The sequence below is a fragment of the Haladaptatus sp. QDMS2 genome (assembly GCF_029338295.1).
Lineage (GTDB): Archaea > Halobacteriota > Halobacteria > Halobacteriales > Halococcaceae > QDMS2.
Genome location: NZ_CP119791.1, coordinates 1,004,582 through 1,022,638 on the forward strand (window position 1 = coordinate 1,004,582; position 18,057 = coordinate 1,022,638).

An 18,057-nucleotide genomic window follows, 5' to 3' on the forward strand; every position below is an offset into this window, starting at 1 on the left:
CTTTTTTACGGATACGGATGCGGTTCGCGGTCGAGTTGCGGCTCGAATCCGAGTTCTTCCGGAACCGTCTCCGCCCGCGTTCCGAAGTACGGTTCGTCCATGAACAGCGGTTGGGCCTGCGGAATCAACACGCGGGTGGCCTCGAACCCGAGTGCTTCTACGTCGCGAGTCGTGAGGCGCGTCGCGTAGACTTCCATGCCCGCCGATTCAGCGGCCTGCACTGCCGTCGGCAGTTCGTTTTCAGGAGCGACGTCAACCGAAACAGCATCCGCTGAAACTGACGCGTCTACGTCCACGAACGCCTGTGCAGCGTTCGGGAACGAGGCGTAGTGGCCAATCCACGCGCCCGCTTGCATCGCGGCGTTCTCGCCCATCGACCCGAGTTCAGTCCAGTTCTGGAGGGCTTCTGCGAGCGCAGACGTGGCCGCCGCCGTCGCGTCCGAATCCGCCCCGGACCCCATGGCGAAGCGCGGCCAGTCACCGTCTCGGTGGACGGCAACCGCAACCACCGGAATGTCCACGTCCTGCGTCACGAGCAGTGGGGTGACTTCGAGGTCTTCAGACCGGGCGCGGCGGACGAGCGTGTCGAACGTCTCGTCTTCGATGTCCAGCCGGAGAGATTCGAACGAGGAGTACCACGCGAGCATCGTCGCGTCGCGTTCGACTACCTCGTACAATCCAGAGAGCAATGCTTCCGGCAGGGAGTTCCCGAGTCCGAGGCCCGTCGTAATCGCGGGCTTGTGCTGCTGGGTCGGCGGCGGGAAGTGAACGAACTCGGCGGGCAGAAACGCTGGGTTACTGGAAACGAGGCGTTCGCCTTCGACCCACGGAAGCTGCGCGTCGTCGTCGGCCTTCCACGGCAGGACGAACTCGCTCGGTTTGACGGCGTTTGGCAGTCCCGACGGCTGGCCCTGCGTGAACTCGCTGGTTCGGTAGATGCCCGCACAATAGCGTTCGAGCGCCTCGCCTGCAGCTTTCATCAGTGCCTCGTTCCAGTCGATGGCGACGCCTGCGGCCTGCTGGGCGGCGCTTGCGTCGCTGAACCCCGAGGTGTCGCCGCCACGGGCGATGTAGTAGGGCACCGGGAACGAGGCGGCTTCGCCGACTTCGTGGATGATGCCCACGCGCTCGTCGATGGCGCGTTCGGCGCGGGCGAGCGAGTCGTCCAGGTCGCGGGCGACGAACTCGTTCGAGACTCGCTTTTTCGCGTTCGGTTCACAGCGACAGTTCGGCACGGGGAGAAACTGGCGACTCGCGTGGGGACGTTCGAGGACGCCGCCGAGGAGCGCCGAATCCTCGCCAGAGACGAGTTTCGCGAGTTCGCGCCCAGCGAGTGCTCCGGCGACGCGCATGGTCGTCGGGTCCGGGTCCGCCGCCGTGTGTTCAGCCTCGTGATTCGCAGCCACCCGCGCCCCTAAGCATTCAAAACAGCCCGTCGACGGCGCGAATCCCGAGATGCCGACGTCAATATCGAGTTCGTGGCCGCCGAGGCCGCCGCGTTCGATTGCGAGCCAAGTCGTGTCTGCCGAGAGTGCGGCATCGTTCGCGGTTTGGAAGGCAGCGTCGCCCGCGTCACCGACGACGACGGCGAACGCGACGGTGTCGAGGTCGCTCGGTAAAATAGATTCAGCAGTGGCGTCGATGTCTGTCAGTGCGGCCCGGAGCGCTTCGACAGCAGGTCCGTCACCGACGAGTCCGATAGTCATCACTCTGGAGTTAGGAATAACGTAGATAAAAGACTGGGTCTCGCGACTCAGTTAAGGATAGACTGGGCGACGGAGGCCAGCTGGTCTGGCTTCGCACCGCGCAGGCGCTCGTCACCGAGCATGAGGCGGAGGCGTGGGCGACCCACGTCGATGGGCACCTTCTCGGTGGTGATGAGGCCCATGTCTTCGAGTTTTGTCTTGGTGCGCGAGAACGTCGCCTTCGAGGCGATGCCCACGTCTTCGCCCCACTTGCTGATGTCGTAGAGGAGCGCCTCGTTCTTCGCTGCGACGAGCAGGCTGATGGTCACTTCGTCGAGACCATCGCCGTCACCGCGAGCGGTTTCGAGCGAGGAGAGCACGCCATCGAAGTCGGCGCTGACGGTCGCCCCGAGGTCGTCGGAGAGCGACGTGCGTACTCGCGAGATGGGCGGCGTTCGGAGGGTAAAGGAGTCGGTCTCCTCCCAGAGGTCTGCGTACATCTCGTTCGCGCTCTGGATGAACTCCTCGTCGTCGGTCGAGAGGCCAGCGACACGGTCGCCAGCGGAGACGATTGCGACGACGCTGTCGTTCGTGATGAGCAGGGAGTTCTCCGGTGCGTTCGCGAGCGTGTGAAGCGCGAGCGTTTCTGCGTCGATCAAGTCGGCGGCGGTGGAGGCGACGATGAAGTCAGCCATGACGTCCTTGAGGACGCCATCGTCAGCGAGGACTCGAACCGCAGGCGCGTCTTCGAGTGTTGCGAGGACGGAGACGAGCTCCTCTACGGTCTCGTCTGCCGGATTGACGACGAGAACATCGTCCGACGTGTTCTCGAGCGTTGCCCGAAGGATACCTTCAATGTCCGGTTCCAGTAAATTTGAACTCATGACTGTACCTGTATAAAACATCCTCGTAGTATTTAATTTTACCGTTACTTTCGAATTGAAATCAGCCATTTAACATAAAACGCCGGACGGAAGGGGTGAAATATTTAAATAGAAAACCGTTATCTCAGTGGAATGCGTGACTGCCGGAAATAATTGTCAGTGTTTCTCACTTACATTTTTTCACAAATGTTCGTAGACCAGCTAAAATCTCCGTCGAAGATGACGGGCATCGCGTGGGTCGAGAGGAACGACCGTAATTCCTCGCGGGACAGGTCGTACGCTGTTTTTGCCCCGTAAAGGCCGGTTGTGGACTGGTCGCGCGGGTCTGGATACGTATCGCCGTGTCTCCAGGCGGCGTTCGCCTCGTAGGTCAGGTCGAAGCGTTCGCCACGTTTTTCGACCCAGGCGACGGCGGGCGTTCTGTCGGTGGACGCAGCGAGCGTGTAGGTTCCATCCCCGACGACGGCGTAGTCTTTCCCCATCATGATGCGCCGACGGGCTAGTTGCATCGCCCGCTCGAACTCGAAGCCGTTGATGAGCAGGCGTGCGAACGCCGCACCTACGGTGGCCGCCTGGTCGTTCAGCACTTTGGTAAGTGTCACCGCTCCCGAGACGCTTCCCTTCTCTACGAGCGAGATACCCTCGTGATAGGAGCCACAGGCATTGAGGAAGAACGTTCTTGCGTTCACCTCCCCGATGTCCGCGATTGCGAGGTTGCCGTTGGGACAGCGAAGGCCATCTACGTCGCAGTGGCCGATGTAGTGGACGAAATCCGTCTTCGCTTCGAAGACCGCCGCTAACTCCTTTCGCTTGAGCGATTTGTGGACGGTCACGTCGATGGGAAGGTCGGCAGCGCGTTCGCGATAAATGGCCGCTACCTCCTCGTGTTCAGCGTCCATCTCGCCGTCGTTCAACACGACGTCGACGCTGAGCGACTGGGTGGTCTGTCTCCCGTATTTGAGCCGGTTCACGTAGGCGGAATGGGTGACTTTGAATACGTCGATGGGGGTCCCCGCTGCGAGCCAGCCGTGCAGCGACCCCGACTGCAGTGTCGGCATCAGAACGTCGACGGAGGCTGCCTGCGGTCCGACGCGGTAGAAGTCGTCGAGCGAGCGGCGAATCAGTTCCTTCCCGTCGAACGCAGACGCCTCTGGCAGGTAGATGAGGCTCATGTTGTCGAGCAAGAAGGGGAGCGACCGGACGTGTGCCGGGTCGGGGTCTACGTACGTCGCGAGATACCACTCGGGCAGGTGGGGCATGATGTCCGTCTCGGGAATCTCACGCATCGCCGCGAATCGCTCCGCGACGCTCGCTGCGCCGAGCGTGTCCGGACAGAGACCCCACTCTGAGAGCAATGCCGTCTGTCGGGGCGGCGTCTCGTGGGCGACGTCTCTGAGGAGACAATCGGCGAAGAACTGCCGACGCAAGAGACTCGCCACCTCGTGCTGGAAGGCAGGCAGGTTGCTGAACGAATGTTCGAATCCCTGTTCGTGGGTGACGAGGAGCGGGGCGTCTAAGTCTTCGACGGTGACCGTCGCACCGAGATAGTAGGCGAGCGGCGCGGCGACGTACAGCGCCTCCGTGCTCGGTGGCAGTTTGAATTCGAGTTCCGTCTGGGGAGTTCGCTCTCGAATGGCGTCTGGAACGTCGATTTCGTCACCGAGTTCGACGAGGGGTGGATGGTGTCGCCAGGCCGGATGCGAACATTGCGCGCCCGTCGTCAGGTGCCCCGCAGACAGGTGGGAGAGTGCAGTGGCGATTCCCTCGGGCGTTTCGGTGACGGTAATCGGCGCGGCTGGAATCGTGTGCTCGTGGGGGATTCCGACGGTGAGTGCGGTTCGCTCGTCGAAGCTAATGCCCAGGTCGGACCCGAGTGGTCGTACCTGCGCCGGGCCGTCGAAGGCGATGGTCACGCCGAGTGCGGTATCCGCGGCCCGCGACACCTGTGCGGTCCCGGAGCCGTCGGTGAGGACGCGCTGTAATTGCCCGTCGGTGGAGAGTGAGAGGTAGTGCGTTCCTGTGGCGAGCGACACGCCGGTGGCGTAGGGGACGGGGGATCCGTCACTCGACCGGAGTTCGACGTTCGTGGCGGGAACCTGCAACTGAGAGACGGTCCCTGCGGCGACGGCGTTCGTCCCACGCGGCAGCCTGTGAGCGATGTTTGTCGGTTGCCAGTCGGGTGCGGTGAGTCGAATCGTGGTAGAAGCGTGGCTGAGGCGAAGTCCAGAATCTGTCAGGCCCCAGCGCAACATTGGCGGTTTAGTTCACTCCCTAGAAGTATATGTGTGTTGGCCTGACGGGGAGAGAGGTACACTTATTGAGTGAGGGAAATCAGGGTTTCACACGATGGATTACGACCAGGTTCGCGAAGTCGACCCGGAGGTGGCAGCCGCCCTCGAAAACGAAGTCGAGCGCCAGCGTTCGACCCTCGAGATGATTGCCTCGGAGAATCACGTCTCGGAGGCCGTCCTCGAAGCCCAGGGAAGCGCCCTCACGAACAAGTACGCAGAGGGGTATCCCGGTGCGCGCTACTACGCCGGCTGTGAGTACGCAGACGTCGTCGAACAGCTCGCAATCGACCGCGCGAAAGAACTCTGGGGCGCAGAACACGTGAACGTCCAGCCACACAGCGGGACGCAGGCGAACATGGGCGTCTACCTCGCGATGCTCGAACCTGGCGACAAAATCCTCTCTCTCGAACTCTCCCACGGCGGCCACCTGAGTCACGGCCATCCGGCGAACTTCACGGGTAAGCTCTACGAAGTCGAACAGTACGAAGTCGACGAGGAATCCGGTTACCTCGATTACGATGGCATCGTGGAGAAAGCAAAGGAGTTCGACCCCGACATCATCGTCTCCGGCTACTCCGCCTACCCTCGCGTCGTCGAATGGGAGAAGATTCAGGAAGCCGCAGACGAGGTGGACGCCTACCACCTCGCCGACATCGCCCACATCACGGGTCTCGTCGCCGCTGGCGAACACCCTTCGCCCGTCGGCATCGCGGACTTCGTCACGGGTTCGACCCACAAGACCATCCGCGCGGGTCGCGGTGGCATCATCATGTGCGGAGAAGAGCACAAGAAAGCCATCAACTCGGCCGTCTTCCCTGGCAGTCAGGGCGGCCCACTGATGCACAACATCGCGGGCAAAGCCGTCGGCTTCAAGGAAGCCCTCCAGCCTGAGTTCAACGAGTACGCAGCTCAGACGGTGAAGAACGCGAAAGTGCTCGGCGAGACGCTCAAAGACCACGGCTTCTCGCTCGTCTCCGGCGGCACGGACAACCACCTTATCCTCATCGACCTGCGCCCGTCGCACCCCGACACGACTGGCGGCGACGCAGAGGAGGCCTTAGAAGAGGTCGGCATCGTCCTGAACAAGAACACGGTGCCGGGCGAGACTCGTTCGCCGTTCAACCCGAGTGGCATCCGCGCAGGTACGCCGCTTCTCACGACCCGTGGCTTCGACGAAGAAGCGACCCGGAAAGTGGGCGACATCATCGCGAACGTTATCGACAACTACGACGACGATAGCGTGAAAGCGGAAGCCGCAGGCGAAGTCGCAGACCTCTGTGCGGAATTCCCGCTCTACGAATAACCTCGCTAGCTGGCTGATTTTCTGTTCGTGTGACCCGTACAGTGACAATCTCCGCGGCCCTACGATCCCCTGTGAACCGTCCCGATTCGAATGTCTCCCGCAGACGTGTGCTCACTGGAATTGCGGGGGCCATGGCGTTCCTCGCTGGGTGTACCAGCGACGGAACGGAGTCCGGCGCGACGACTGCCGGGAGCACCACGGCGGCGAATACGTCCGCGACGGAAGCGGAGACCACACAACGCATGATCCAAACCGACGAACTCGACCTTCGCGAGGCGAACGTGATGGCCGTCGCCTTCGAGAAGACCGGTGAGACGACGTACCGATTCGACGTGACCCTCCTCCACGACGACGACGGCGAGGACGGCTACGCGAACTGGTGGCAAGTCGAGACGCTCTCTGGCGAACAGTTGGGCCGGCGAGAACTCCTTCATGCTCACGGGACCCAGGAATTTACGCGGGCTGCGAGCGTCGAGATTCCCGCTGACGTGACCCGTGTCGTCGTCCGCGGCCACGACCAGACCCACGGGTACGGTGGCCAGGCGATGGTCGTCGATTTGGACACGGGCGAGATTGAATCGATAGACCAGGGGTCTGAGCCACGAGACTTCAGTGACGACTGACGTATACATATGGGTGCATACATCTGGCTGAATAAATCCACTTTTGGGCACAAACCCGAGCATTAATGAGGGTCGGAACCCGCAATTTCGATAATGACCACGATCATCGACGGGAAAGCCGTCGCCGCGGAAATCCGCGCAGACCTCGCCGCGAGTATCGAGACACTCGCAGACGCCGGCGTCACGCCCGGCCTCGCCACGGTTCTCATGAGCGACGATGGCGCGAGCGAAACCTACGTCTCGATGAAACAGCGCGCCTGCGAGGAGGTCGGTATCGACGGCATCCACGTCGAAATCGACCCCGAAGCCCCCGCCGAGGAACTGTACCAGACCATCGACGACCTGAACGCAGACCCGGAGGTTCACGGCATCCTCGTCCAGTTGCCGGTTCCAGACCACGTGGACAAACGTGAGGTCATCCGCCGCATCGACCCCGCCAAGGACGTAGACGGTTTCCACCCCGAGAACGTCGGCCGACTCGTCGCTGGCGACCCGCTGTTCAAACCCTGCACGCCCCACGGCGTCCAGAAACTGCTCGAAGCCACGGACGTGGACTCGGAGGGCAAGGACGTTGTCATCGTCGGACGCTCGGACATTGTCGGCAAACCGCTCGCGAACCTCCTCATTCAGAAAGCTGCTGGCGGCAACGCCACGGTCACCGTCTGTCACTCGCGGACGAAGGACCTCGCGGCGAAGACCAAGCAGGCGGACATCGTCATCGCCGCGGTTGGCGTCCCAGAACTCATCGATGGGTCGATGCTCAAGGAGGGCGTCACCGTCATCGACGTCGGCGTGAACAGGGTGGATGCCGACACGGAGAAGGGTTACAAACTAGTCGGCGACGTCGAGTTCGAGAGCGCGAAGGAGAAGGCGGCAGCCATCACCCCCGTCCCAGGCGGCGTCGGACCGATGACGATTGCGATGTTGCTCTACAACACGGTCAAGAGTGCTGGACTCACACACGACGTGACGTTCGACCTGCCGTAGCCGTTTCAGTCGATATTTTCGAGGCGATTTTGCGCCGCGGCGAGCGCCACCTCGTCGCCGTCCGTGAGGTACGCATGCAGTTCGTTTGCGACGGCGACGAGACGCTCTGCGTCGTCGGGGTCGATGTCTCCTTCGAGCGCACGAACCCGCTTGACGTGTTCTGTGAGCGTCGAGAGAACCTGTTGAGCCGCCGGGTCGGGGTGGTCGTCCAGATAGGTACCGAGGTCTCGGCGGTAGGCCTTTACGGCCTCTGCGTAGGCGAGGCCACGAGCCTCGGTGAGCGTCTTTGGAACGTCGGACGCTGCGGGGCGCTCGCCGATGTCAGCGCCCTTGAGCAGCGACAGAAAGTAGAATTCCGCTTCGTCAGCGACGTCCATCGAGCGTCCCACGATGTCGGAGACGTGGAGGAGCTCCGTGGCAGCGAGATACGTGTCCGAGAGCGAGAGCAAGTCGCCACCGTTGATGAACCCGTGGCGATGGACGTACTTCCGACAGACCTCCTTCGCGGTGCGCGTGGCAGCGCGGAGGTCGTCTCGGGAGGCGAGGTCTCTCGCCTCCGTGAGGTCGAGGTTCGCCGTGCTCGCCGTGTGTCGCTTCGCATCTGCGACGCCGACGCTCTCGAGACTGCCACACGACGGACACTCGATGCCCCCCGTCTCGTAGTACGACCACTGGGTGCCACACCGTTTGCACTCGCGCTCGCCGCGTACTTTCATACCCGTAGATTGGCGCCATGGCCCAAAACTTCCGTGGAAGGCGTGGTTTTCTTGAACGGCAGCCGTGAGTACCCCGAGCAACAGCGCTATTCAGGCCTACAGCCGACGCCGAAGCGTCACGAGTATGGCGAGAAGAGCCGCGCCCACGCCGAGCGTTACCGCGAGTGGGTCGCCGCCGGAGTCGAAACGCCAGCCGTAGACGAGAAAACCGACGAGTGCGACGACGAACGCGAGCAAGCCGAGTACGCGAAACCTGCCGTCCCCTGGTCCCATGGCGAACCGTTCGTCCGCCGAAAGGTAAAACGTGGTGGCAGGGAGAGACGTTTTATTCTGGCGTGACGACCAGTTTTCCGACCGCATTCCGATTCTGCATCGCGGCGAACGCTGCGCCGGTTTCTGCAAGTGGATAGGTGTCGTCGATTTCCGGTTCTAGTTCGCCAGCGGCCACGAGCGAAACGAGTCGTTCGAGGTCTCCCTGCGTCCCCATCGTGCTCCCGATGACGCGCTTGTGTCCGAGAAAGAGGTCAGGGATGTCGATGTCGGAGGTGTTCCCCGCCGTTCGCCCACAAACGACCATCCGGCCGCCCCGGCGGAGCACGGAGAGGCCGAGGTCGGTGTAGGGGCCGCCGAGGTGGTTCAACACGGCATCGGGCGTGCCGATGGCCGAGACGGCCGATTCGAGTGCTTCGGGGTCGGTTCCCCGAATCGCGTGGTCGAGTCCGAGTTCGTCCAACTGGTCGAGTTTCTCCTGTGAGGAGGAGGTGCCGATAGACTGTGCGCCGAAGATTGCGGCGAGTTGCACGCCTGCGACGCCGACGCCGCCGGTCGCACCGGGGATGAACACGAGGTCTCCGGGGCCGACTTCGGCGCGTTTGAGCATGTGGAAAGCAGTCATGTAGGCGGTCGGAATCGCGGCGGCCGTCGCCGTCTCCACGTTGTCCGGCAGTTCGACGAGTCGGTCCACCTCGACGAGCGCCTGTTCCGCCAGGCCACCGTGGTACAGCGAATACTGTTCACAGAGGTTTTCCGGTCCCTCGCGGCAGAACTGGCACGTCCCACAGGTTTCGTTCGGGCAGAGGACGACGCGGTCGCCGGGTTCGACGCTCGTTATGCCCTCGCCAACCTTACTGACGACACCGGCTACGTCGAGGCCGCTTACGAATGGGAGGTCGTCGGCGTCGACCATCGCGGAGTCACCTTCGAGAATCCATAGGTCGTGGCGGTTGATGGCGCACGCTTCGACGTCGATGAGCGCTTCGCCCGGTCCTGGGACTGGAGACGGTCGTTCGACGATGCCCACGCCGTCCGACCCGACGAGTTCATTGAATGCTGCAACGCGCATGCACTGAGCATACCGCTTCGCCCCCTTAGCCGTACGGGAGGAGACAATTTCTGGGCGTGGTCCGGTCGTGAGTTACTCGTGCATCTACCCGTGTCAGCTATCTGTATGGGCCCGTAACAGCCCCTACCGAACACCGCATCCATGTACGCACTTCAGCTCGCAGCAGACCTCGGCTCCCTCTTCCCGAGAGGCATCGTCCCCTACGCCCTCGGTGGCATCCTCATCGGTGTGGGCGTCGCCACCATCTACCTCGCGACCGGCATCCACGCCGGCGCGAGCACGTTCCTCGAATCGTCGCTGTCGTACGTCTCCGACCTGCAACCGTTCAACCGATTCGACTACGTCCAGTCGCGCGACTGGCGGGTCGTCTTCACGGTCGGAATCGTCCTCGGTGCGGCGGTCTATGCGCTGCTGTTTCAAGACGGCATCTGGGTCACGGGCGTCCAATGGTGGCGACTCCTCTTTGGCGGCGTGCTCATCGGCATCGGCACGCGCCTCGGCAAGGGCTGTACCTCCGGCCACGGCGTCTGCGGCGTCGGGTCGCGCTCACGGACCTCCATTACGAACGTCACCATCTTCCTGCTCGTGGCCATCGCCATCGCCCACCTCGTGCAGGCCGTGGGGGTGAGTCCGCCATGAGCGACGAGCGTCACCCGCTGTTCATTCCCGTCATCTTCGTCGGCGGCCTCGTCTTCGGCTTCGGCCTCGCGCTCTCGAACATGGCGAAGCCCGAAGTCGTCCTCGACTTTCTCCTGCTCGACGACTTCGGCCTCCTGTTCGTGATGGGCGGGGCCGCCATCGTCTCCGGGCTAACCGTCGTTCTCGCCGTCCAGTTCCTGGGGAATGCCCCGCTCACCGGTCGAGCGTACACTCGCCGGGTGAAGGACATGGACCGCGACGTAGTCGTCGGTGGCACCGTCTTCGGCGTCGGCTGGGGCCTTTCTGGTATCTGCCCCGGCGCTGGCTACGCGAGTCTCGGTATCGGGAACTATCCCATCCTGCTGGCGTTCATCGGGATGTTCGTCGGCGCGTATCTCCAGGGCTACTGGAAGACGATTCGGAGCAGTGAGCAACCAGCGGGCGGGTAGGCAGTCGAGAACTGTCCGACCGGCAGGATTTATACGGGGTCCTCGCCTACGGGGGAATACAATGTCGAGTGAATCACTCACCTACGACGTTCCAGAGGATACTCGAAGTCGCCGTGAGGCGGCTGGTCGAGAAATTCTCCCGCGATGACACTGTTTCTGTGACGAGCACGCCGGAAGGCGCCGTCCTGCACGTAAATAATGAACCGACTGTTCTAGACCGAGCGACAGCCAGCCGGCTGCGCGACGCGCTCCAGGAGGCGCTCACGGAGACCCGCGAGTACGTCTACACCTCGGGGACCTACCGCGAGGATGGGTCGTACGTCGTCGCCCGGCGGGGCGCGAATTCGACCGGCCACAGTAAGGTGTTCGACACCTATCGCGAACTGGAACGACTCTACGACCGACTCCCGGCGGAGTTCACCGCCGAAGACCTGAACCGGTCGGGGCTCACCGGCGGACGACGGCACATGCTCCTGCGACACTTCGTGGAGCATCCCAACTTCGACTGCACGCTGGTCTCCCGACAGCCACTCACGGCGCGAAAACAGGGCTGACGGCGAACGCTTTTGCGCCTGCCAGCCGTGGGGTGACACCATGACACAACCACGGCCGTCCACCTTCTCTATCGTCGCGCGCGACCCGGACACGAACGCGGTCGGGGTCGCCGTCCACTCGAAGTTCATCAGCGTCGGCTCCGTCGTCCCGTTCGTCAGCGCGGATGCTGGAGCGATCGCCACGCAGAGCTTTGCGAACGTCGCCTATGGACCCGAGGGCCTCGATTTGCTGCGTGAGGGGCAGCCAGCAGAAGCCGTCGTCGAGCAACTGACCGCGACCGACGACGAGGCTGAATCCCGGCAGGTGGGCGTCGTCGGACAGGACGGTACCGTGGCGGCGTTCACGGGCGGCGAGTGCTTCGACTACGCGGGCGATTTGCAGGGGGAGAACTACTCGGTGCAGGGGAACATTCTCGTGAGCGAGGAGACGCTGACCGCGATGGCCACGGTGATCGAGGAGACGGGGGGTGGCCTCCCGGAGAAACTGCTCGCCGCGCTGCACGCCGGGAACGACGCGGGCGGCGACAAGCGCGGCGAGCAGAGCGCCGCGCTGTACATCGCGAAGCCGGAAGGCGGCTACGACGGCAAGAACGACCGTTGGGTAGACGTGCGGGTGGACGACCACGAGACGCCAATCGACGAACTGGAGCGCATCTTCCGCCTGTACGACATCACGCTCCTCGCGCGGGAAGCGCCCGAAGAGACAGAGACACTGTCGGGCGAGACGGCCCGCGCCGTCGCCGAAACGCTTGCAGACCTCGACCTCTACGACGGAACGCCGAGCGAGACGTTCGGCGAACCCGAGCGCAAGGCACTCGAACGCTTCCGCGGCATGAACAACTTCGAGAATCACGACCTCGTCGTCATCGAAGACGCACTCGCTCGCGGCTGGGACAAGGCGGGCGGCGAAGGCGAGACGCGACTCGTGGACGCCCTCTGGCACGGGCTCTCTCGACTCGACCGCGTGTAGGCAGCAGTTTCTTTTGTGGGCCTGTGCTACGAAGCGATATGCGCTCTGAAGCGGAGATTCGCGAGCAGTACGAATTTCTCAAAGAAGAACTCGACGACGAGGATATGAACCACCAGGGGGTCAAACAGATGTTCACCTACTACAAGCGAGCACTCGGCTGGGTGCTCGAAGAGGAGTATATATAGGCTGTTCGGACCGGTTCCGGTATCTTTAAGTAATATTGCACGATTTATCCAGTTGACGCTTCGATTGGAGGGCCGAAGCGTCAGCGGGGACCAATTCAGGGCGGCAAGCATACCCGGGGGCTGCTCCCTCGGGTGTTGCTTACCTTTTGAAAAATACTACGAGATCGAGAGTGACGAGTCTTCGTCAGTCGCGCCTTCGTCCCACTCGAGTTCGAATTCGATACTGAGTTCGCCCTGCTTCGCGCCGCGAGACGTCTCACGCTCTGCTTTCACCTCGAACGTGACCCGCGCGGGCGGGTTCATCGTAACCGACTCGCCACCGGCGCTGAGCGAAAACTCTTCACCGGCATCGAGTTTGTCGGCCACCGTTCGCAGGTAGGCCGCGATTTCTTCTCGGGTCTGCTTCTGTTCTGACTTAAACAGCACTTCTTCTGGCATCGAGGGGCTATACGTGCGGCGAGTCGATAAGTCCCGCGGATAGGATGGATTTCTGTCTTGATTCGTACACGACACTGACATTCTGCTGAACTCCCCATATATCCTGTCCGAACCTTTTCACCCACGCATCAGGAATCAAATAATTTCTCGAATCGTTCCAAAACGCAAGAAGAAGAGCCGTATGTTCCGGGCATTCTCCACCCGATATGTTTATCCTGTTCGGCTCAATATGTCTGAATGAAAGTACCGATGCACGATTTGACAGGATTCCAGCGAGACCTCCTCTACGTGATTGCAGGCAGCGAAGACCCCCACGGTCTCGCCATCAAAGAAGAGTTAGAAGAGTACTACGAAAAGGAGATTCACCACGGGCGCCTCTACCCGAACCTCGACACGCTCGTCGACAAGGGCCTCGTCGAGAAAGGGCAGCGCGACCGTCGAACCAACTTCTACACGCTGACCCGGCGCGGCCGCCGCGAAATCGACGCGCGTGCCGACTGGGAACAGCGCTACGTCGAAGAATAACGCAGTTCGGTCCCCCTATATCTCGCTGTTTTTCACCCGTCGTGCTCAGTCAGTTGACTGGCCAGACGTCGTCCCGCCGTCCGTGGATGCGTCCGCTTTTGTGGTTGGTTGCTTCGACTTGCGGGCGTCGGTGAGGTAGGTCGGGTCCACCGCGTAGGGTTTGATTTCAGTCCCGGAGATGAGTTCCGGGAGGATGATTCGCGCAAAGTGGACGACGAGCACGAGCAAGATGGGGCCGAGGAAGATGCCGTACCAGCTGAACAGCAGCGGCCCGAAGATGTAGGCGAACATCACGGCTCCGACGTGGAGGTTGCGCCCGGAAACGTAGGGCCGCAGGACGAAATCTGGAAGCGTGTCCACGATGACGAACGACACTGCGGCGAACACGACGACGAACCAGAACTGCGGTTCCTCAGAGACGGCGGTCATGACCGCGAGATAGGCCGTCACCGGGAAGTAGACGAGCTTCATGCCCACGACGGGGATGAGACTCGCCACGCCCGCGAGCAGGCCGATGAGCGCGGCGTAGGGGATGGCAAGGCCCGGCGGGCTGATGAAGTCGAGGACAGAGTAGGAGAGGACGGCGATGATGGCGGTCAACACGGCGTTAAGGATGTTCCCGAAGAAGATGCTGTGGAAGTCTTGGTCCACGTTCTTGAGGTAGGAGTCGAGGACGCCACGTTCGTCCCCGAACCGAGATTGGCACCAGCGCGTGAGTTTGTGGCCGTCTCGGAGCAGGTAGAAGGCAAGCGCAATCATGACGAACAGATGGAGAAGCAGGTTCCCGATGAATCCAGTGTAGTCGAGTGCCTGGTCCATGATGCCTCGCAGCGTTTCGATGCCAGTGTCGCTCTCGATGTAGCTGACGGGGTCGTCGACCACGCTCGAAACGTCCAGGTAGGGTTCGACGGCCGTAGATAGCGGGCCGAGTTCCACCGAATCCTGAATGGCGTTCACCTCCTGAAGACCGATGGCGACAGAATACGCGAGCAACAGCAACGCCGGCAACGCGAGGGTGAACAGCGCGACGAATGCCGCGAGCGACCGGGGATAGATGCGAGTTTTGAGGCGGTCGTAGATGGGGCGGGTCGCGTAGTAGATGAAGATGCCAAAGACGAACGTCCCGATGAACGAGTAGAGGACGAACAGCAACGCGGCCCCGAGGATGGCACCGACGGCCCACCAGGCGGCCCGCGAACGAGAGACAGACGAGGCGACCATGGCTCCCCGTTTGCGGGCCTGGTGAATAAACGTTCGTGGGGCAGGCCGGAGAATTTTAGGCACGTGGGGCGAAACCTCACGCAGTGACCGATTTCGTCGCGCAGATTGGAGCTGCTCCACTCGACAGCACGGTGGTACGCATCGCGCTCGCCGGGGCGCTCGGCATGTTTCTCGGGTTGGAACGCGAGTGGTCTCAGAAGTCTGCCGGTATTCGCACGTTCTCACTGATTAGTTTGCTCGCTGCGGTGTTCACGATTCTCGACCGGGAACTCCTGCTCGTGGTCGGTGGCCTGCTCATCATCGTCCAGGGGGTCTTACTCGCGGTCCAGGGCCTACGGGACGAGGACAAGGGGCTTTCGCTCACCACCTCGACGTCGATGCTCGTCGCCTACGGCGTCGGGTCGCTCGTCGCGAGTGGCTTCATCATCGAAGGGGTGACGGTGGCCGTCCTCTCGTCGCTGTTGCTCGTGTTGAAGCGCGAACTCCACAGTTTCGCGTGGGGACTCTCCCGCGAAGAGGTTCGGTCCACTTCCGAGTTCGCCATCCTCGCGTTCGTCATCTTCCCGCTATTACCGAGCGACCCCATCGGCTTCGACCTCAACGGAACCCGCATCGCCGCGGAACCGCAAGTCGTCTGGCTGATGGTCGTCACCGTGGCCGGCATCGGCATTGCAAACTACGCCATCGTCAAGAGCTACGGCGGCCGTGGCATCGCAGTGACCGGATTTTTCGGCGGTCTCGCCTCCTCTACGGCCGTCGTCGGGACGATGATGGACCACGTACGCCAGCGCCCCGACGCCGCCTCCTACGCAGTGGCGGCCATCCTCCTCGCCGACGCCGCGATGGCGCTCAGGAATCTCGTCATTGCGATTGGCTTTACGCTCTCAGCGGACCGCGTCCTCGTGGGTGCGGCTGTGCCGCTTGGCGCGGTCATCCTCGGGAGTGTGCTCGTCGCCGCCTACACCGCAGACTGGTCGCAGAAAGTCGAAATGAAACTCGACAACCCGTTTTCCCTTCGCAACGCGCTCGGATTCGGCGCGATGTTCCTCGTCATCATCGTCGCCGGCGGCCTCGCCGAAGCACAGTTCGGCACCATCGGATTCTACGTCACGGCCATCCTCTCTGGGCTCGTCTCCAGTGCGGGTGTCACGACGTCGACGGTGGTGCTGTACCGGACCGGCGGCCTCGACTACAATACCGCGATTATCGCGATTCTGCTCGCGACGGCGTCGAGTATCGTCGTGAAGGCCGGACTCGTCGCCTTCGGGCCGAGTCGAAAGTTCGCGATGCGCGTCGGCTTCTGGAGTGGCGTCCTACTCGTCGCGGCGACGCTCATGACCGCGCTCGTGACGTTCTAAATTTCGCCGCAAACGTAACCATCTTTTTAACGGGGGATTGCGCAGTAAACTCATGGACCGAGAGACTGCTCGACCACAGGTCCGCGATTTGCCCGGGAAACGCGCCCAGCAATGGGTTAAATACCACCAGCAAACGGCGGCGCCGAGTACGTACGTCTACGATTTTGTCTGGGATATCACTGCGGAGGCAGAAGGGCCCTTCTGTACCGACGTCGACGGCAACGTTCTCATGGACTTCACGAGTCACGTCGGGGCCGCCCCGCTCGGGTACAACAACCCGAAGATTATGGACAAACTCGAGCGATTCGACCTGGTAGACCCGATGAAAATCGCCGGGCAAGACTTCTACGTCGCCGGGAGCGGAACGCCCGACGACCCACAGATTCCCGGGCCAGCGGTGCTCATGGACAAGTTGACCGAATTGACCGCCCACTACGACATGGACACCGTGTTCCTCTCGAACAGCGGGGCGGAGGCCGTCGAAAACGCCATCAAAATCTGCTACGACAACAGCGGCGGCGCGAAATACGGGCTCACCTTCCAGGGAGCGTTCCACGGGCGCACCCTCGGCGCACTCTCGCTCAACCGGTCGAAGGAGGTCTATCGCCGCCACTACCCAGAGGTTGCGGGCATCCACGACGCACCGTTCTGTTCTGACCGCAGTTGCACGGCGGACACCTGCGATTGTGGCTTCTTCACCGACGACACCTCCTCGCTGCGTCGTCGCCTCCACCCCAAGAAAGGGCACATCAACCCCGAAGAGGTTGCCTACCTGATTATGGAACCCGTCCAGGGTGAGGGTGGCTACAACATCCCGAGCGAGGCGTTCATGCAGGAAATCGCAGACGTCTGTGCGGAGTACGACATCACGCTCATCGCAGACGAAATCCAGTCAGGGATTGGCCGCACCGGGAAACTGTGGGCGTCTGACCACTATCCCATCACGCCCGACGTCATCACCTGCGCGAAGGGGCTTCGCGTCGGTGCCACCGTCTCGCGCTCCGACGTGTTCCCGGCGGAGAAAGGTCGCATTTCATCGACCTGGGGAGCGGGCGACATTCTCGGCTCGATGCAGGGCGCACTCACACTCGACGCCATCGAGCAGTACGACCTGCTCGACAACGCCACCGCGCGCGGCGAACAGTTGAAAGAACACTTCGCCGACGCGGCCAACGAGAAGGTGGTTGACGTGCGCGGACTCGGCCTGATGCTCGCCGTCGAACTCGATACCCGGGACCGCCGCGACGCCGTGATTAAGGAGGCGTTGAAACGCGGCCTGCTCATCCTCGGCTGTGGGTACAAGACCATCCGTCTGCTCCCGCCACTCGACGTGACCGAGCGCGAGATGGCGCTCGCCGCGGACCTCCTGCTCGAGGCAATCGACGCGGCCTAACGACGCGTCACAAAACGCGACTGTCACCGACCCGTGAAAATATTAATTTCCTTTATATGTGTGTTTTGGAACAATAGGTGTACGTGCCATACAGAGTACCTGTCTCTCGAAACTAGGGTGTGTTAGGTTCAGACATACTGTGTCGGATTACAGAACGGAGTTTCTATTACCTCTCGCACGTATGCCTAACTCATGGTTCACACGTGCCGAAATTGCAAGCGGACGTTCACCAGCAAACTGGACCTGCAGCTCCACCAGGACAACTGCTCTGACGCGCAGTTGTTCTGTTCCCAGTGCGGTGAGCGCTTCGCCGAGCGACGTGCAACAAAAGATGGGTGGTACTATCGATGCCCGACAGAGGACTGTGAGGGTGAGGAGATCGGCGAAGATCTCCACTACGTATCCGACATGATGGTCGTACGATAATCGAGAACAACTTTCGCGGTGCGGCACGTGTTTTTTGCGAGGGGTGGAACGGTTTCCTGTAGCAAAGC

General features: G+C 61.9%; 20 protein-coding genes. 12 read left to right on the top strand and 8 right to left on the bottom strand.

The annotated features are described in order from the left end of the window. Positions 1 to 5: 5 nt before the first annotated feature. The 3 genes from P1M51_RS05590 to P1M51_RS05600 all read right to left on the bottom strand — a co-directional run bounded on the left by P1M51_RS05590 (position 6) and on the right by P1M51_RS05600 (position 4,821). Entirely contained in the window at positions 6 to 1,706 is a 1,701-nt protein-coding gene (locus P1M51_RS05590; RefSeq protein WP_276247196.1) for a YcaO-like family protein, read from the bottom strand. Positions 1,707 to 1,753: 47 nt separating this feature from the next. Continuing rightward, the gene (locus P1M51_RS05595) at positions 1,754 to 2,569 is read right to left on the bottom strand and encodes a transcriptional regulator TbsP (protein ID WP_276247197.1); all 816 of its coding nucleotides are present in this window, start codon (positions 2,567 to 2,569) and stop codon (positions 1,754 to 1,756) included. Positions 2,570 to 2,739: 170 nt separating this feature from the next. After that, positions 2,740 to 4,821, bottom strand: coding sequence for a hypothetical protein (locus P1M51_RS05600; RefSeq protein WP_276247198.1), 2,082 nt, complete (start codon positions 4,819 to 4,821; stop codon positions 2,740 to 2,742). A gap of 94 nt (positions 4,822 to 4,915) precedes the next feature. Between P1M51_RS05600 and glyA the strand changes: the two genes are divergently transcribed. The 3 genes from glyA to folD all read left to right on the top strand — a co-directional run bounded on the left by glyA (position 4,916) and on the right by folD (position 7,773). Next, positions 4,916 to 6,163, top strand: a complete 1,248-nt coding sequence (gene glyA / locus P1M51_RS05605; protein ID WP_276247199.1) for a serine hydroxymethyltransferase — start codon at positions 4,916 to 4,918, stop codon at positions 6,161 to 6,163. Between the two features lie 131 nt (positions 6,164 to 6,294). Continuing rightward, positions 6,295 to 6,786 carry a hypothetical protein gene (locus tag P1M51_RS05610; protein WP_276274871.1) on the top strand — a complete coding sequence of 164 codons (492 nt, stop codon included), beginning with the start codon at positions 6,295 to 6,297 and terminating at the stop codon, positions 6,784 to 6,786. 93 nt (positions 6,787 to 6,879) lie between these two features. Continuing rightward, entirely contained in the window at positions 6,880 to 7,773 is an 894-nt protein-coding gene (folD, locus tag P1M51_RS05615; protein WP_276247201.1) for a bifunctional methylenetetrahydrofolate dehydrogenase/methenyltetrahydrofolate cyclohydrolase FolD, read from the top strand. A 5-nt stretch (positions 7,774 to 7,778) separates the two neighbouring features. Here the strand turns inward: folD and P1M51_RS05620 are convergent, their stop codons facing one another. The 3 genes from P1M51_RS05620 to P1M51_RS05630 all read right to left on the bottom strand — a co-directional run bounded on the left by P1M51_RS05620 (position 7,779) and on the right by P1M51_RS05630 (position 9,831). Then, entirely contained in the window at positions 7,779 to 8,489 is a 711-nt protein-coding gene (locus tag P1M51_RS05620) for a TFIIB-type zinc ribbon-containing protein (protein ID WP_276247202.1), read from the bottom strand. A gap of 96 nt (positions 8,490 to 8,585) precedes the next feature. Further along, complete coding sequence (locus P1M51_RS05625; protein ID WP_276247203.1) at positions 8,586 to 8,762, bottom strand: hypothetical protein; 177 nt, start codon at positions 8,760 to 8,762, stop codon at positions 8,586 to 8,588. 52 nt (positions 8,763 to 8,814) lie between these two features. Continuing rightward, the gene (locus tag P1M51_RS05630; protein WP_276247204.1) at positions 8,815 to 9,831 is read right to left on the bottom strand and encodes a zinc-binding dehydrogenase; all 1,017 of its coding nucleotides are present in this window, start codon (positions 9,829 to 9,831) and stop codon (positions 8,815 to 8,817) included. Positions 9,832 to 9,972: 141 nt separating this feature from the next. Between P1M51_RS05630 and P1M51_RS05635 the strand changes: the two genes are divergently transcribed. From P1M51_RS05635 to P1M51_RS05655, 5 genes are all read left to right on the top strand, one after another. Continuing rightward, positions 9,973 to 10,470 (top strand): YeeE/YedE family protein, encoded by a 498-nt coding sequence (locus tag P1M51_RS05635; RefSeq protein ID WP_276247205.1) that lies wholly within the window; start codon positions 9,973 to 9,975, stop codon positions 10,468 to 10,470. Then, positions 10,467 to 10,919 (top strand): DUF6691 family protein, encoded by a 453-nt coding sequence (locus tag P1M51_RS05640; RefSeq protein ID WP_276247206.1) that lies wholly within the window; start codon positions 10,467 to 10,469, stop codon positions 10,917 to 10,919. Before P1M51_RS05635 ends, P1M51_RS05640 begins: the two co-directional genes overlap by 4 nt. A gap of 185 nt (positions 10,920 to 11,104) precedes the next feature. Then, positions 11,105 to 11,473, top strand: coding sequence for a hypothetical protein (locus P1M51_RS05645; protein ID WP_369685118.1), 369 nt, complete (start codon positions 11,105 to 11,107; stop codon positions 11,471 to 11,473). Between the two features lie 40 nt (positions 11,474 to 11,513). Then, the gene (locus P1M51_RS05650; RefSeq protein WP_276274872.1) at positions 11,514 to 12,443 is read left to right on the top strand and encodes a DUF1028 domain-containing protein; all 930 of its coding nucleotides are present in this window, start codon (positions 11,514 to 11,516) and stop codon (positions 12,441 to 12,443) included. Positions 12,444 to 12,481: 38 nt separating this feature from the next. Further along, positions 12,482 to 12,628: a hypothetical protein gene (locus tag P1M51_RS05655; RefSeq protein ID WP_276247209.1), complete on the top strand. Its 147-nt coding sequence runs from the start codon at positions 12,482 to 12,484 to the stop codon at positions 12,626 to 12,628. A 156-nt stretch (positions 12,629 to 12,784) separates the two neighbouring features. Here P1M51_RS05655 and P1M51_RS05660 read toward each other — a convergent pair whose 3' ends face one another. Further along, positions 12,785 to 13,066, bottom strand: a complete 282-nt coding sequence (locus P1M51_RS05660; protein ID WP_276247210.1) for an amphi-Trp domain-containing protein — start codon at positions 13,064 to 13,066, stop codon at positions 12,785 to 12,787. Positions 13,067 to 13,315: 249 nt separating this feature from the next. Between P1M51_RS05660 and P1M51_RS05665 the strand changes: the two genes are divergently transcribed. Continuing rightward, positions 13,316 to 13,591, top strand: coding sequence for a PadR family transcriptional regulator (locus tag P1M51_RS05665; protein WP_276248475.1), 276 nt, complete (start codon positions 13,316 to 13,318; stop codon positions 13,589 to 13,591). Positions 13,592 to 13,636: 45 nt separating this feature from the next. Here the strand turns inward: P1M51_RS05665 and P1M51_RS05670 are convergent, their stop codons facing one another. Further along, positions 13,637 to 14,812 carry an AI-2E family transporter gene (locus P1M51_RS05670; protein WP_276247211.1) on the bottom strand — a complete coding sequence of 392 codons (1,176 nt, stop codon included), beginning with the start codon at positions 14,810 to 14,812 and terminating at the stop codon, positions 13,637 to 13,639. Positions 14,813 to 14,895: 83 nt separating this feature from the next. Between P1M51_RS05670 and P1M51_RS05675 the strand changes: the two genes are divergently transcribed. The 3 genes from P1M51_RS05675 to P1M51_RS05685 all read left to right on the top strand — a co-directional run bounded on the left by P1M51_RS05675 (position 14,896) and on the right by P1M51_RS05685 (position 17,989). After that, positions 14,896 to 16,170, top strand: a complete 1,275-nt coding sequence (locus P1M51_RS05675; protein WP_276247212.1) for an MgtC/SapB family protein — start codon at positions 14,896 to 14,898, stop codon at positions 16,168 to 16,170. A gap of 52 nt (positions 16,171 to 16,222) precedes the next feature. Then, positions 16,223 to 17,563, top strand: a complete 1,341-nt coding sequence (locus P1M51_RS05680) for an aspartate aminotransferase family protein (protein ID WP_276247213.1) — start codon at positions 16,223 to 16,225, stop codon at positions 17,561 to 17,563. A gap of 192 nt (positions 17,564 to 17,755) precedes the next feature. Further along, the gene (locus P1M51_RS05685; RefSeq protein ID WP_276247214.1) at positions 17,756 to 17,989 is read left to right on the top strand and encodes a transcriptional regulator; all 234 of its coding nucleotides are present in this window, start codon (positions 17,756 to 17,758) and stop codon (positions 17,987 to 17,989) included. Positions 17,990 to 18,057 lie beyond the last annotated feature (68 nt).

Bases quoted from the DNA above. Each gene is read 5' to 3' on its own strand.
- P1M51_RS05650 (WP_276274872.1), top strand. From the start codon at position 11,514: ATGACACAACCACGGCCGTCCACCTTCTCTATCGTCGCGCGCGACCCG.
- P1M51_RS05665 (WP_276248475.1), top strand. From the start codon at position 13,316: ATGCACGATTTGACAGGATTCCAGCGAGACCTCCTCTACGTGATTGCA.
- P1M51_RS05600 (WP_276247198.1), bottom strand. From the start codon at position 4,821: ATGTTGCGCTGGGGCCTGACAGATTCTGGACTTCGCCTCAGCCACGCT.
- P1M51_RS05670 (WP_276247211.1), bottom strand. From the start codon at position 14,812: ATGGTCGCCTCGTCTGTCTCTCGTTCGCGGGCCGCCTGGTGGGCCGTC.
- P1M51_RS05610 (WP_276274871.1), top strand. From the start codon at position 6,295: ATGGCGTTCCTCGCTGGGTGTACCAGCGACGGAACGGAGTCCGGCGCG.
- folD (WP_276247201.1), top strand. From the start codon at position 6,880: ATGACCACGATCATCGACGGGAAAGCCGTCGCCGCGGAAATCCGCGCA.
- P1M51_RS05635 (WP_276247205.1), top strand. From the start codon at position 9,973: ATGTACGCACTTCAGCTCGCAGCAGACCTCGGCTCCCTCTTCCCGAGA.
- P1M51_RS05620 (WP_276247202.1), bottom strand. From the start codon at position 8,489: ATGAAAGTACGCGGCGAGCGCGAGTGCAAACGGTGTGGCACCCAGTGG.
- P1M51_RS05630 (WP_276247204.1), bottom strand. From the start codon at position 9,831: ATGCGCGTTGCAGCATTCAATGAACTCGTCGGGTCGGACGGCGTGGGC.
- P1M51_RS05590 (WP_276247196.1), bottom strand. From the start codon at position 1,706: ATGACTATCGGACTCGTCGGTGACGGACCTGCTGTCGAAGCGCTCCGG.
- P1M51_RS05640 (WP_276247206.1), top strand. From the start codon at position 10,467: ATGAGCGACGAGCGTCACCCGCTGTTCATTCCCGTCATCTTCGTCGGC.
- P1M51_RS05625 (WP_276247203.1), bottom strand. From the start codon at position 8,762: ATGGGACCAGGGGACGGCAGGTTTCGCGTACTCGGCTTGCTCGCGTTC.
- P1M51_RS05595 (WP_276247197.1), bottom strand. From the start codon at position 2,569: ATGAGTTCAAATTTACTGGAACCGGACATTGAAGGTATCCTTCGGGCA.
- P1M51_RS05680 (WP_276247213.1), top strand. From the start codon at position 16,223: ATGGACCGAGAGACTGCTCGACCACAGGTCCGCGATTTGCCCGGGAAA.
- P1M51_RS05660 (WP_276247210.1), bottom strand. From the start codon at position 13,066: ATGCCAGAAGAAGTGCTGTTTAAGTCAGAACAGAAGCAGACCCGAGAA.
- P1M51_RS05685 (WP_276247214.1), top strand. From the start codon at position 17,756: ATGGTTCACACGTGCCGAAATTGCAAGCGGACGTTCACCAGCAAACTG.
- glyA (WP_276247199.1), top strand. From the start codon at position 4,916: ATGGATTACGACCAGGTTCGCGAAGTCGACCCGGAGGTGGCAGCCGCC.
- P1M51_RS05655 (WP_276247209.1), top strand. From the start codon at position 12,482: ATGCGCTCTGAAGCGGAGATTCGCGAGCAGTACGAATTTCTCAAAGAA.